Genomic DNA, 13,427 nt, shown 5'->3' with positions numbered 1-13,427 from the left:
CATGATGGCCAGCGCAAAGGCGCCTTCCAGCCGCTTCAGCGCCCGGTGCGCGGCCTCGACCGGCTTCAGCCCCTTGGCCAGTTCGCGCGCCACCAGATGCGCCACGACCTCGGTGTCGGTCTGCGAGGAGAAGGCATAGCCGTCGCGGACCAGTTCGTCGCGCAGCTCGGCGAAATTCTCGATGATGCCGTTGTGGACGATGGCGACGCCGTCGGAAAAATGCGGGTGCGCGTTGGTCTCGTTGGGCACGCCGTGAGTGGCCCAGCGCGTGTGGCCGATGCCGATCGTGCCGTCGAGCGGCTCGTCCTTGAGCCGGCGTTCGAGGTTGATCAGCTTGCCTTCGGCACGGCGGCGGGCGAGTTCGCCATGCTCGATGGTGGCGACGCCGGCCGAGTCATAGCCGCGATACTCCAGCCGCTTCAGCGCATCGACGATGAGCGGCGCAACCTGCGCGTGGCCGACGATTCCAACGATGCCGCACATGGTTTTGCCCCCCTGACCTGCAGAATTCCGGCCATATCGCCGTAGAAAGCAAGATATCCCGCCTTGATTACGGGCTGATCGTTCATTCGAAGGAGCCTACGGCCTTAATCGCGACCAGAAACCGTCATGCTGCGAAGTGGCGTGGGTCCAGGTGGCGGAGTTTGCCGCCCGACGAACAGTTCGTTCGAATGATGCGCTTCCGTTGGCCCAGGCGCATGTTGAGGCAGCCGGCAAACCAAAACACACCCAACAGCCGGTTAGGCCCGGCCGCCTGATGCCCCCTATAAGAGGCTGTCGGGCCGCTTGATCTGTCTGGGGTTTGCACGCGAAAGCGCTTCCGACTGCCTCGCGTGCCGGAAAGCGAGCGGCGCTGGGGTCCACGCGACGAAAAACGCCAAGATGAACACGAGAAGGATCGCGCGACGCAAAAGCCATCCTGGCGTGGGTCACAAAGGTGGGTGGAGGTGATCGGCGACCGCCAAACCGAAGACTCGTTGCCGTTAAGGCGCTGAATCGCCGGCACCCGGCATCGTTTGATTGAACGAAGACGCCGAACTGATCTCTCGATACAGAAGGAAGCTCAGCCCGAGCCTTGCTGGGTCCAGGCATGCGGAAGGGGGATGCAGGGCATGAAGTTCAGAGATCTGATCAGACGTGCCGACAGCAATGTGGAGAAGTCATTCGAGGATCTCGAAGCTGACTTGGCTGATGCCGTTGACGAGTGCCTTGGCCTGGATGACCTGTCGGCGCTGGCAATGGACGATGCAGCGGACGAGCCGCCCATACCAGACGACAACAGCGAACAGGGCGACCGCGCGCAAACCGAGGATGATGCTGGCGCCGAAGATGCCGGCACTCCCGAACCCGTGCGGCGGCTGACCTCTCACACGCAGAGCCGTATGGCTGCCCTGAGTTCCTTTGACGGGCTGTTTCGCGATGCGAAGCTCCATTTCGAGGAGATCAACGCGAAACTGTCCGAGATCGCAAGCACACATCAACTGACCTTCGAATTCTTTCACATCCTTCATGCCGACATTCTCCGCGCCAACGAACTGGAACTGGCCAATCTAAACCTGACGGCGGAGCAAAAGAGCCTGTCGGACAAGCTCAATGACCTGACCCGAAGGCAGCATGAGCGTGAAGGCATGGTGGAGGCCCTGCAGCAGCGCGAGGCAAGCCTGGTTCAGGACGCCGAGGCGCTTCGTGGCGCATTGGCTGCGGCAAGGCTGGAGCTTGTGGAAGCCGCGAACACCAACGCCAAGAACCAAGCGGAATTCGGAGACCTCACAAACACGCTTGCCGCCGCAACCGTCGAGGCCGACAGGCGCGCGCGCGAAAACAAACTGCTGCGTGAAAAGAATGTCAGCCTGTCGATCGACCTGGAAAAGGCGCTGAAGAGGGAGGACGAGGCGCGGCACCGGCTGGACGCCTTCTCTACGATCCATGCCAACGAAGCCGCGCGAAATTCCGAAGTACTTGGCGCGCTCGGCAAGAGCGAAAAGGAAGCGGCACGGCTCCACACCGCGCTCGAGGCCACCCAGGCGAAATTGTCGGAAGTGACGGAAACCGCCAGGATCATGGAGGCGGACAAGGATGCCGGACTCGAACGCAGCCGCGCCGAGATCCGAGGATTGCGTTCTGAGATTCAGAACCTCCATTCGCGACTGGAGGTCGCCTCGAACGCAAACAGCGAGGCATCGGCCGAGATCGCCAGGCTCAAGCTTCAATGGAGCGACGCGGTGGCGGAAAAACAGGTGGCGGACGAAAGGTTGGCGGCCCTCACCAAGGAGGCCGAGACCGACAAGATGAACCTTTCGAAGACAACCGCCAATTTCTCACAGCTTTCGCTGCAGCAGGCATCCGATCAGCTACAACTCGATATCCGCCGGCAGGAATGCGAAGACCTGCGGGCCGAAATTGCATCGCTCAACGCCCGGATCAGGGAACTGCTGCCCTATGAGAGGCTCCGTGGCACCACGAACGCCTTACCACATACGAACGATGTGGCCAAGAAGGGTCCGGTGACGGCGGAGCGAGCGGTGCGCACCGCTCGCCGTGTCCGCCGCAGGGCGCTCACCGCGTCGTAGGAGGAGCTGGCTGATCGTATTTTTCGGCTCGCTTCCAACAGTTCGTCACGTCATTGGCGGAAAGCCCTGGACATCTGATCCGTGAGCGGCTTCAGCAGATAAGACCAGACGCTGCGTTCGTCGGTGCTTATGTGAACCTCTGCCGGCATGCCAGGTTTGAGCACTTTGGCATCGGTCAGGCAGGCCGCCTTGTTCTCGACATTGATGCGCGCCGAGAAATACGAAAGCTGTTTTTGCTGATCCTTGATCAGATCCGCCGAGATGCGCTTGACCGATCCCTGGCAAGCAGGCGTGGTGCCGGCATCGAAGGCCGGAAACCGGATCGAGACGTGCTGGCCTGGACGAACGTCATCTATGCGCGAGGGGGGGATCAGCGCGTCGACGACGAGGTTGTCGGTGTCGGGGACGATCATCATGATCACCTCCCCCGGAGCGATCACACCGCCGATCGTGTGGATAGCCGATTCCTGCACCGTTCCCGATTGCGAAGCGCGGATGTTGGTTTTGGTCAGTTCGTCCTGCGCCACGACCTTGCGCTCGCTGAGTTCGGTCTGCTTGGCTTCGGTTTCACGAAGTTCGCTCGTTACTTCACTGCGCCTTTGCTCATCCAGCTGAAGAATTTGCAGTTCGGTCTCGCTAATCTTGGCCTGTGCCTCAGCGACCGCGGCCGCGAGGCGTCCTGATTCTCCGTGCGCTCGGGTGGCATCCAATCTGATGTTGCTCAGTCGCTCCTTGGACACCAATTTCTTGGTAAAGAGCGCCTGGACATCGCCAAGATCTCCGTCGAGCAGGACCACGGACTGGTCTTCCGCGGCCTGCTGCGCCTTGAGGCCATCGATCTGGCGTTCGAGTTGGCTCGAGCGGCTTTGCAACTGTGCCTTCTGCCCCGTCAACGCCGTTGCGCGGCTTTCGAAAAGGGTGCGCTCTCCTCTGACCAGTGCAGCCAGTTCCGGGTCGCCCATCCGTTCTTGAAGGCTGGACGGAAGCTGCATTTCCGGCAGGCCTTGCCGCTCAGCCTCCAGCCGTGCAAGCCGGGCGGTTGTGCGATCAAGATCCTCGCTGATTATTTGCAGGTTGGCCCGCGTCAGCGTGTCATCCAGCCTTGCCACCACATCGCCAGCCCGCACATGGTCCCCATCTTGCGCGAAGATGCCCCCGATCGTGCCGCCCGTCAGATGCTGGACCTTCTTGATGTTGCTTTCGACCACCACGGTGGCAGGCGCGATCACCGCGCCGGCGATCTTGGTCAAACCGAGCCAAAGCCCGCCGCCGACAACCAACATGGCCGTGACCGCCGCGCCCAGGATCAGGTTGGCCCTGATATCATCGCGCGCCTCGACCGAATTCGCCTCGGCCCTTCCGTTATCGAACGGAGCATACGAAACCATCGTCGCGTCAGACATGAAACAGCACCTTACGCATGACCGCTCACCCCTTTCTGCATCGGAACAACCGACGCCTGCCGTTCGGCAGGGGTCGGGAAGGGCCGGATGACATTGGCCAGGACCTCCTCGCGCGAGCCGAAGGAATGAAGCATCCCATTCGACATGACGAGTACCTTGTCGATATTGCTGAGGGCAGAAGGACGGTGCGCAACAATGATGACGATGCCTCCACGTCGGCGCACCCCCAGGATGGCGCCGGCCAGGGCAGCATCACCATCGACGTCCAGGTTTGAATTCGGCTCGTCCAGGACGACCAGAAACGGGTCGCCATAAAGTGCCCTGGCAAGCCCAACGAGTTGCCTCTGTCCGGCCGACAAGGCTGCCCCGCCCTCGCCTACGCGTGTTTGAAAACCATTCGGCAACCGCATGATCATCTTGTCGACGCCGGCGGCCCTGGCAGCCGCCAGCACGCCCTTGGCGTCGTCCTTGCCGCCAAATCGCGAAATGTTATCGGCAACCGTCCCGTCAAACAGTTCGACGTCCTGCGGTAGGTAGCCGACATGAGCACCAAGCTCTTCCGGGCTCCATTGGTCGAGCGAGGCTTCGTCCAGCCTTACCCTTCCGCGAAGTGGCTGCCACACGCCCACCAGCGCGCGCACAAGTGTCGTTTTTCCAGAACCGCTCGGGCCGACAATGGCCATACCCGCGCCCACAGACAGGGTAAAGCTGACGTTGGCCACCGTCGGTTTTTGCTGGCCCGGCGGCGCTATTGTCAGGTCCTCGACCGCAAGCGCCGCCTGCGGGCGCGGCAGTTCCATGACTTCTTCATGCCCACCGACGACAGCCAGCGCCGTGGCCAGTTGGGAATAGCTTTGCCGGAAAGCCGCGAAGCCTCGCCAATTTGCGAGCGCAGCGTCAACCGGAGCCAACGAGCGACCCAGCAGTATCGACGATGCTATGATGACACCTGGCGACGCTTCCCCGCCAATCACGAGATAGGCGCCCAGTCCCAGAACAGAGGACTGCAAGGCCATCCGCAGCGCCCTCGAGAGCGCACCGGTGGCGCCGACAATGTCGGAAAGCCGTTCCTGGTGCGCGAGATAAGCGTGGTTGATCTCGCTCCAGCGACGGGCAAGCCGCCCGGAAAGGCCCATCGCGCGCACAACCTCCGCGTTGCGGCGGCCGGAATCGGCAAGATTGCGTTGCGACACCAGCGTCTCGGACGCACGCGCCGCCGATGCGCGGCCAAGGACTTCCGCTATCACCGTGAGCAGCACGACAATAATCGCGCCGCTTGTTGCCAGCAGACCGAGCGCAGGATGCAGAAGATAGATGATCAGCAGATAAAACGGTATCCACGGCGCGTCGAAGATGACGGTCGGCCCCAATCCTGAAAGGAAGCCGCGGATCTGATCCAGATCACGCAGCGGCTGTATCCGGTTCGCGTCCTGCCCGCCGATGAGCGGTAAGGACAGCGACAGGCCGAAGACCCTTTGCTGCAGATTCTTATGGAGACGATTGCCTATTCGAACCAGGAGGCGAAGCCGCACGAAATCCAGCAATCCGTAGACCGCGTAAAGACCCAGCATTCCGATCGTGAATCCGACAAGTGTCGGAACGCTCTGCGAAGGCAGAACGCGGTCGTAGACCTGCAACATATAGACGGAGCCGGTCAGGGCGAGAAGGTTTATGACCGCCGAGAAGACGCCGACGCCTACCAGCCCGGGCACGGCGCCAAGCATGGCGCCACGCAGATCGGGCGAACGTATCCTTCCGGAGCTCATCGCTTGCGACCTCCGGTGAGGAATCGTTGCGCAAGCTCATTGGCCTCACTGGCCACGGTCAATTTTTGGGTTTTCAGGAGCGTATCCCTCTTTGCCTTCTAATTTACGCCCCACTAACGTACGTGGCCTTCGGTCAAAATGTAGCGAAATCGTGGCACCGCCCAGAAAAACCCGGTTCCGACGCATTAAATCGGGGGAAAACTGCCGTTTTAAGGAATGCGGGAAGGCTGCGGAGTCGGGTTCCCGGCAGTGCGAACGACACCGCGCCGTCCCTTTCGGAGGGTGAGTCGCTCGCCAGCCAAACGGCTCCGGCCGTTTTCACGGAGCCATTCGAGTGTGCGATTGTCGTTTAGCGCTTCCTCGCGATAACCAGGAAATGTTGCGCCAATTGTCCAGGAACGTGAAGAGTTCTGGACGCCTTCTCGAAGGGAGAGATCAACGCTTCACAGGCCCTTGGCAAGAGGTTACCCGGCCGGGGCAGGTAGCCGTAAGGTATCATCTCCTCGACAACGAACCCCGACGCGGTAAGGAGTTCCCTGAACCTCGCTGCGCTTAGCGTGTTGCGAATTGTGCGTCCAAACAGCCGATTGAGCAGCCGGCAAACCAGACCGATGGGTGAAGTCGCATTCATGTGAACGTTGCACACAAGCCGCCCGCCTTCCTTCAGATGCTCATTTATCGCCTTCAGCGCATCCCGCTTCAGCTGATCCTCGGCGTTCAGGAAGAAGCGAAATGCCGTCACGACGTCGAATGTTTCGCCGAGAGGTTCTGTTGTCATATCGACGTGGCGCAGTCTCACATTGGGCGGAACTTGCGCGCAGCCAAGCATGGATTTGGAAATGTCGGCGCCGACCACCTCGCCGAAGACGCTGGCTGCCACGTTGGTGATGCGGCCTGTCCCGCACGCGAAATCGAGGCAGTTTCGGCCGGCTCCGCCCATTGGGCGAAGAACGTCCAGGATCAGGGGTATTTCGATTTTCTCCCAAAGCGCGCCGTAGTAGCCGGACTCGTGCGTTTTGTTGTAGTGCGCGCCGTAGCCCGGCGCGCAATGGCTGGCCCTGTAGTCGTCCGACACCCGGTCACCCTGCGCGTGGACCTGCTGGTTGGACATCAGTTCCTGCCAAATTCCGGGCTCACCAGTCTGCGGCTTGGCCCGTGGAACTCGCGATGTTGAAGGCGTATCGAAAGCGTAACTTGCTGACTGAGCCATCTGGGCCGCGTTCGTCAGCGGCAGCTTTACCCCTTGCCTGGAATTGAGCCTCACCTGTATCTCCCGTTCGGTTGTGTTCGACACCCTGATCGAACAAGTAGGCTCCCCACCACTTTTATCAGACTGCGACAGAGGCGGCCTATTGGATCGCCGCGCTTTGCAGATCACTGCTGAACCTGGCTTCGACAGTATCTCCCGGCATCACGATCGTGTCTTCGTCAGCCGAAAGCTTGCGCCACTCATCGCCGACCTTGCGGACGATCGTGACCTGAGCCCGGATTGTTTCGCCGGCAATCGGCAATGGCCGGGTTGATGCCGCTCCGGTCGGTTGCAGCTTCTCGCTGGCGGCGTGGAGCTTGGCGGTGACATCACCCAGCCGCGCGTTGGTGTCCTTCAGATCCGTCAGCAAGGCAATCCTCCTTTGATTGTCATTGCGTTCGTGCTGCCTGACATAGTCCTCCTGCTGGCGCCGCGCTCTCATGAGCTCGACCGAGGTTTGCAGCGCACCGCTCGACGACAGAAGCAAGGCGCGCCTGACATCGGCGAGCCGAGTGTTGGTCAGATTGCCTGCATCAAACGCCTTGGTTACTTTCGCCAGGTCTTCCTGATCCGCCTTCACGCTCTCGGCCTCGACCTGTTCGCGCTTCTGCAAAACCTCGATTTGATCGGCCGCATCCTTCTCGCCCCTCTCGAGAAAAGCCTGCTCCTGCTGGAAATCGCTCAGCGCAATCTTCAGCCCGTCCGTTTCAGCCTGGGCGATCGCGGCTCCCACGCTGGGCGACAGAGGTGACCCCTGCGGCGTCTGCTTGTCGAAATCCGCCTGGCCCTGAAGTTCGGCGCGGACACGGGCGGCGTGAAAATAGTCTTTGGTGTAATCCCCCCAAAGCGTTTCGTAATCGCGCCTGAGATCAACCGGATCGGGGCCCGTTTGGCCCGCGCGTGACCGCAAAAGGCTGAAGCCGCCGGAGACGGCAAGCGCCTGCCGTACGGTCATGAGCGGACGGTAGGCCTGTTGTCCCGGGGTGAGCACGTCGCCCATCACGTAGATTGGACGATACTCCACGATGATGGCGGTCACGTCGTCTGGCTTGACGACAACCATCTGCTCCCGTCCATCGGCCAGACGCACGTGAAAGATCTTGGTCGGCAAAAGCGCTTGCATGCGCGTCTGCAGTTGAGACGCCGTCAGGCCTGCGACCATGATCATCCCGACTTCGGGAAGGGCGATGTTGCCATCCATCTGGACCACGGCGCGCTGCGCTCGATCCGGGATCGGCGCTATCCCTATCTCGACGGTATCGCCAGGTGACAGTTGATAGGGCTCGGCTTCGCCTGCGGCGGCCATCGATGTCAGGGACATCACCGCAACCGCGGCAAGAACGGTTCGTTTACTGAAGGCCATTTGCGACAATCTCCTTCTGGTTCGGCACCGGCTCCGAAGGCCATTCAACACGGGTAACGAAATCATATACCGGGCCACCGGGCACACCCCAATTGCTCGACCAGATCACCTGTGAGCCGTCTGGCGAGGGCGAGGCATGCGTCTCGCTCCAGTAGTCGAAGTGGGCGTTATGCGTTTCCACGATACGGTGGACCTCTCCGCTGCCGTCCGTGCGCACCGCAATGACCTGCTGCGCGTAAGGCGCCCAGTCCGGGTGCTGCGATACTTCGGCTGGCGTCCCGCCATAGCTCAGAAACACCCAGCCGGGCCTCTCCAGGGACCTGAGCGACGCATGCATGGCCTCGCCATATTTCATCAGCGAGGTGACCTTGCCGTCGGCCAGTCGCCGCTTGATCACCTGATATATGTCGGGATCCGATTTGCTGATCCCGACATATATTTCGCTGCCGTCGGCATCGACCGTCATGTCGCCGTGACCAGGCCGGTGGTGCTCCATCCACTTCTGTTGCAAGACACCGTCGATGGAAAAGACGAAGGTCGGTTCATGGTCTTCCGACAAAGCCTGTGAGCACACAATATTGATTCCGAGCGGTGAGATCGAGCAGGAGCCGGTGGTTCCCGGAAGCGCGGTAAGATCGATATCCGGGAATTTCCGCCGCTCCTTGAGGTCGTAGCCGAAGACCACCGCTTTGCCGTCATTGCGCGTTGCACGCACCGCAATGCGGTTGCCGTCGCGGCTCGGATTGCCTTTGTAAGGCCCGAACTGAAGTTTGCTGTAGGCCGTCGTGTCGAACACGACATCCTCATGATTTGTGCGTGGCGCCCAGGTCGAAATCCGCCGGCCAGCAACGCAGATCATCAGCTGGGGATCCCTTGGATGCCATTCGCATTCAGTTTCATTCGAGCGGTCGCGGTGGAACAATGGCACGTAGCTGTGCCCGTCGAGAAAGCACATGCCACAACCATTGACGATCACGAGAAGGCTCTGGTCAGCATTCCAGGCCTGTGCACTCGAGTAACGGTGGGTGCAGTATTTCTTCCCGCAGACACCCGCGAGGCCGAGAATTCCGGGTTCGGTGATCCGTACGAAAGTCGTGCCGGACCAGGGATCCGTTGCTTGGCCAAGATAGTCCGGCAGGTTTTTCACTGTTTGCGATGCGCTGCTTTCGCGATCACCGACCATATAAATAGTCGCGAACAGGGCACCGGCAATCAGCAGCAGTGCCAACATGTGCCGGCGGAGCAGGGTCATGTCATGTAACCCATTTCGCGCCGTACCCGGCCTTCACTAAGGCGTGCGCGCCACCATGCGATCGTTCGCTCCAGCCCATCGCGCAGGCTGGTCTGCGCCTGCCATCTGGTCTCGCCCTCAAAACGCGAAGAATCGGCGAGCAAGGCGCGAACCTCCGAATTTTGCGGCCGCAAACGCCTTTCGTCACGATGGACCGGTTTCTTGGAACCGCTTAGTTCGAGGACAAGATCCAATACGTCGGAGATGGTCACGGCGCGTTGGCTGCCGGCATTGTAGGCGTGGCCGAATTCGAGCCCGGCCAGGCCCGCGGTCTGGAAGGCTGCCGCGGTGTCTTCGACAAAGGTCAGGTCACGGATCGGGCTCGTATCGCCGACCATGATCGCCGGGCAATTCGGATCGAGGGCCTGCCGGATGATGGTCGGCACGATGGCGCGCTCACTCTGGCGCGGACCATAAGTGTTGAAGGGCCGCATGATGACCACAGGGACATCGAACGACCTGGCGTAGGACTCCGCCATCATGTCGGCGCCTATCTTGGATGCCGAATAGGGCGACTGTCCCTGCAACGGATGCGTTTCGCTGATGGGCATGGTCTGGGCGGTTCCATAGACCTCGCTCGTGGAGGTATGCACCACCCGCTCCGTCTCCCATTGACGCGCCGCCTCAAGAACGTTCACCGTGCCCAGGATGTTGGTTTCCACATAGGACTGGGCAGCCGCGTAGGAATATGGAATCGCAATGAGCGCAGCCAGGTGAAAGACGACGGCCTGACCGCGCACGATCCGGTTCAGGAACGCGCTGTCGCGGACGTCACCGCGGACGAGCTTCAGCTGGCTGCGGATCTTGTCCGGCAAATCGTCCAGCCATCCATGGCTGTCGAAGGAATTGTAGAGCGCCAGAGCCGTGACATCCGCGCCGTTGCGGACGAGCGCCTCAGTCAGATGCGAACCGATAAATCCATCCGCGCCCGTCACCAGAACTTTCTTGCCGTTGTAGCTCATGACTGCGCATTCCCTTGGCTGACTGGAGCGCCTTCCCTTTTGGGGTTCATACGTCGATCGGCTGTGATGGAACCCAGCCGACAACCGCCAGGACGCCACGCGCCATCCACACGATGTCGGAGACGATGGTGCGCCGCGGATAATAGGAGAGGTCGAGCCTGGCCTTGGCGGGGAACATAACCTCCCGATAAAACAGGATCGGATCGGCGGATCGGGGGAAGAAATGCGCCTCGTGCCGGAAGAGAACCTGGGTTGGCCCCAGCAGGCCGGGCTTGTATTGCAGGACGGCCTCGAGGCCGCCGCGGAAACAATCGGCGAAAGCCATGCTCTCAGGTCGTGGCCCGACGATCGCCATCTCGCCTTTGAGGACGTTCCACAGCTGCGGCAGTTCGTCGAATTTTGTTGCCGCGAGGAACCGGCCCACCGTCGTCATACGGCTGTCGCCCACGACGGTCAGTGCGAGGCCTTGGGAATCGCAGTTCACACCGAACTTGCGAAATTTGTACATGAGGAAGGGTCGGCCACCAGCGCCCATGCGGGTTTGTGCGAACAAGATCGAGCCACCGCCTTCGAGCAGAAGCGCTCCGGCGATCAAAAGCATCAGCGGTGCAAATATGATGAGCGCGGCGCCCGCGACCACGAGATCGATCGAGCGTCTTGCCAAGCCGTGAGCGGTGCTTGAGACGAAGTGCCGGTGAAGGGAAACGTCCAATGCGTTCATGCCGCAGTTCCTGTTTGGGCGCCGCCTTCGAGTGCGCTTGCGAGTGCAGCCACAACCGCCTCGGCAACAGTCGAGGTGATCTGGGGGTGCAATGGGATTGTCAGTTCTCGCTGAGCAAAGTCCTCTGTACGCGGCAGAGTGATGCCGGGATAACGCTCGCGATAGAACGTCATTTGGTGCACCGGCGGATAGTGAATCGTGGTCTGGATACCCTGCGTCCGCAATTCGTCGATCACGTGCTGCCGCCTTGCGTAGCGCGGCAGAAGGACCGGCATGATGTGGTGAGCCGACGTCCGGGGTTCGCTGAATGGAATGGTCACGGCCGGGCAATGTTCGGCGATGAGGCGCCGATACAGGACGGCCAGGATACGTCTGATCTCGTTCCACTCTTGCAGGTTCTGCAGCTGGACCAGCCCAATCGCCGCCCGCATCTCGTCCATGCGGTAGTTGAACCCGAGCATCGTGACATCATATTGCGGGGTACGGCTGTTCAGCCGCTGATGGGTCCCGCTGGTCATCCCGTGCCCGCGGGCCTGGCGGATTTTGTCGAGCAGATCGGAGTCACGGGCGATCACGGCGCCCCCTTCCGCCGTTGTCATGTTCTTGTTGCCGTAGAAGCTGAAGGCGGCCGCAGTGCCGAACGTCCCCACTTCCCTCAGGCCGGGCGCATGCGCGGCGTCCTCGATGATATGGAGCCCTCGAACCCGGGCGAAGCGCTGCCATTGTTCCCGATTGGCGAGATAGCCCGCGAAGTGAACGAGGATGACCGCCTTTGTGCGTGTTGTGCACCGCGCTTCGGCTTCCGCGAGCGACATCAACGGCACGTCGATCGACTCGATATCGACGAAGACCGGAGTCGCCCCGACATAAAGCACCGCATTCGCGGTCGCCACGAAAGTCAGCGACGGGACCAGTACTTCGTCGCCAGGTCCTATTCCCAGTGCATGCAGGATGAGATGAAGCGCCGCGGTGCAGGAACCGACCGCCACGCAATCTCGCGCGCCATGCATATCGGCAAAGGCCAGTTCGAAAGCGCGCACCTGCTCCCCCATGGTAAGCCAGCCGCTGTCAATCACCTTTGACAGGGCTGCCTTCTCCGGCACGCCTAGGATCGGGGCGCTCACCAAGAGCATGTTGACCTCCTAAAAATCCTTGTGGTGGGTTCGGCCTCTACATCCGGATTTTCATGCGGCCGCGGCCGCGACCTCGATCGAGGTCGACTGCTCTTCCCAGGCAATCGCCTGCGCATTCTGGAAGTCGTCGACGCGACCGATATCGAGCCAGAGACCGTCATGCTTGTACACATGTACGGTCGTGCCGCCCTGCATCATCTGCAGCATCAGGTCATCGAACCCGAATGGGATACCGGAAGGAATGAACCGCAGGACATCCGGGTTCATGCAGTAAATCCCCATGCTGACGAGGTGGGAAAGCGTCGGCTTTTCCCGGAAGAGCTGAACGGCATTGTCGACCTCGTCGATGACGCCAAAATCCATCTTGATGAGGCGGCAGGCCGTAGCGATCGTAACCGGATCCTTATGCATGCGGTGCGCCGCCACAAACCGGCTGAGGCTCAGGTCGGTAAGAACATCGCCGTTGAGAACGACAAAGGTGTCATTCAGTTCATCCCTGATCAGAGAAAGAGGCCCAATGGTGCCCAATGGCTCCATTTCCTGCGTGTATTTGATCTTCAGATTCCATTGCGATCCGTCGCCGCAGACGCTGCGGATCAAGTGCCCGAGATAGCCGGTCGTGATATAGACCTCCTCGATGCCGTTGCGCCGCAGCCACTTCAGAAGCAGCTCAAGAACAGGCCTGGCTCCTATCGGCATCAAGGGTTTCGGTAGGACCGACGTGAAGGGCCGAAGGCGCGTACCCATCCCACCACATTGAATCACCGCTTTCATCCGATCCTCCTGATTTGCAGTTGCCTGTGTCCGGGCATTTCGTGTTCGAGCTCATTCGGACCTGGCATTCCGTCAAATCCGGCTCGACCCTCGGCGGCAATCCGAACATCATACTTGAAGGGTATTTGACAGCCGGGGCGGCTGTCGTCGTGCATTCGAATGGTACCGATCCAACGCGTTTCCGGTATTAGATAA

The 13,427-nt window shown here is 60.7% G+C and carries 10 protein-coding genes and 1 pseudogene; 1 reads left to right on the top strand and 10 read right to left on the bottom strand.

The genetic code is table 11. From position 1 onward, the window contains the following. Positions 1-483, bottom strand: a pseudogene (locus FJ546_RS28330) (glutamine--fructose-6-phosphate aminotransferase); the annotation flags it as partial. Between the two features lie 620 nt (positions 484-1,103). On the opposite strand from FJ546_RS28330, the gene FJ546_RS28325 reads away from it, so the two are divergent. Beyond that, positions 1,104-2,570, top strand: a complete 1,467-nt coding sequence (locus FJ546_RS28325) for a hypothetical protein (protein ID WP_348642005.1) — start codon at positions 1,104-1,106, stop codon at positions 2,568-2,570. 50 nt (positions 2,571-2,620) lie between these two features. Here the strand turns inward: FJ546_RS28325 and FJ546_RS28320 are convergent, their stop codons facing one another. From FJ546_RS28320 to FJ546_RS28280, 9 genes are all read right to left on the bottom strand, one after another. Beyond that, a complete protein-coding gene (locus tag FJ546_RS28320) occupies positions 2,621-3,958 on the bottom strand; it encodes an HlyD family type I secretion periplasmic adaptor subunit (RefSeq protein ID WP_140892363.1) in 1,338 nt (445 codons plus the stop codon). A gap of 26 nt (positions 3,959-3,984) precedes the next feature. Next, positions 3,985-5,739 (bottom strand): type I secretion system permease/ATPase, encoded by a 1,755-nt coding sequence (locus tag FJ546_RS28315; RefSeq protein ID WP_140892354.1) that lies wholly within the window; start codon positions 5,737-5,739, stop codon positions 3,985-3,987. 349 nt (positions 5,740-6,088) lie between these two features. Then, positions 6,089-7,003 carry a class I SAM-dependent methyltransferase gene (locus tag FJ546_RS28310; protein ID WP_246686997.1) on the bottom strand — a complete coding sequence of 305 codons (915 nt, stop codon included), beginning with the start codon at positions 7,001-7,003 and terminating at the stop codon, positions 6,089-6,091. An 85-nt stretch (positions 7,004-7,088) separates the two neighbouring features. Beyond that, positions 7,089-8,351, bottom strand: coding sequence for a polysaccharide biosynthesis/export family protein (locus tag FJ546_RS28305; protein WP_140892353.1), 1,263 nt, complete (start codon positions 8,349-8,351; stop codon positions 7,089-7,091). Beyond that, a complete protein-coding gene (locus FJ546_RS28300; protein ID WP_140892351.1) occupies positions 8,338-9,603 on the bottom strand; it encodes a hypothetical protein in 1,266 nt (421 codons plus the stop codon). Before FJ546_RS28300 ends, FJ546_RS28305 begins: the two co-directional genes overlap by 14 nt. Continuing rightward, positions 9,600-10,604 carry an NAD-dependent epimerase/dehydratase family protein gene (locus FJ546_RS28295; protein WP_140892349.1) on the bottom strand — a complete coding sequence of 335 codons (1,005 nt, stop codon included), beginning with the start codon at positions 10,602-10,604 and terminating at the stop codon, positions 9,600-9,602. The genes FJ546_RS28300 and FJ546_RS28295 overlap by 4 nt, the downstream gene beginning before the upstream one ends. A 46-nt stretch (positions 10,605-10,650) precedes the next feature. Continuing rightward, entirely contained in the window at positions 10,651-11,325 is a 675-nt protein-coding gene (locus FJ546_RS28290; RefSeq protein ID WP_140892348.1) for a sugar transferase, read from the bottom strand. Next, complete coding sequence (locus FJ546_RS28285) at positions 11,322-12,458, bottom strand: DegT/DnrJ/EryC1/StrS aminotransferase family protein (protein WP_140892346.1); 1,137 nt, start codon at positions 12,456-12,458, stop codon at positions 11,322-11,324. The genes FJ546_RS28290 and FJ546_RS28285 overlap by 4 nt, the downstream gene beginning before the upstream one ends. Positions 12,459-12,509: 51 nt before the next feature. Continuing rightward, a complete protein-coding gene (locus FJ546_RS28280; RefSeq protein ID WP_019860119.1) occupies positions 12,510-13,232 on the bottom strand; it encodes a sugar phosphate nucleotidyltransferase in 723 nt (240 codons plus the stop codon). Positions 13,233-13,427: the final 195 nt, after the last annotated feature.

Source organism: Mesorhizobium sp. B2-4-19, from assembly GCF_006441315.1.
Taxonomy (GTDB): domain Bacteria; phylum Pseudomonadota; class Alphaproteobacteria; order Rhizobiales; family Rhizobiaceae; genus Mesorhizobium.
This window is presented reverse-complemented; position numbering and strand designations above follow the sequence as displayed.

Excerpts from the sequence above, each read along its gene's own strand:
- FJ546_RS28325 (WP_348642005.1), top strand. The coding sequence starts at position 1,104 with ATGCAGGGCATGAAGTTCAGAGATCTGATCAGACGTGCCGACAGCAAT.
- FJ546_RS28320 (WP_140892363.1), bottom strand. The coding sequence starts at position 3,958 with ATGGTTTCGTATGCTCCGTTCGATAACGGAAGGGCCGAGGCGAATTCG.
- FJ546_RS28315 (WP_140892354.1), bottom strand. The coding sequence starts at position 5,739 with ATGAGCTCCGGAAGGATACGTTCGCCCGATCTGCGTGGCGCCATGCTT.
- FJ546_RS28305 (WP_140892353.1), bottom strand. The coding sequence starts at position 8,351 with ATGGCCTTCAGTAAACGAACCGTTCTTGCCGCGGTTGCGGTGATGTCC.
- FJ546_RS28300 (WP_140892351.1), bottom strand. The coding sequence starts at position 9,603 with ATGACCCTGCTCCGCCGGCACATGTTGGCACTGCTGCTGATTGCCGGT.
- FJ546_RS28295 (WP_140892349.1), bottom strand. The coding sequence starts at position 10,604 with ATGAGCTACAACGGCAAGAAAGTTCTGGTGACGGGCGCGGATGGATTT.
- FJ546_RS28290 (WP_140892348.1), bottom strand. The coding sequence starts at position 11,325 with ATGAACGCATTGGACGTTTCCCTTCACCGGCACTTCGTCTCAAGCACC.
- FJ546_RS28285 (WP_140892346.1), bottom strand. The coding sequence starts at position 12,458 with ATGCTCTTGGTGAGCGCCCCGATCCTAGGCGTGCCGGAGAAGGCAGCC.
- FJ546_RS28280 (WP_019860119.1), bottom strand. The coding sequence starts at position 13,232 with ATGAAAGCGGTGATTCAATGTGGTGGGATGGGTACGCGCCTTCGGCCC.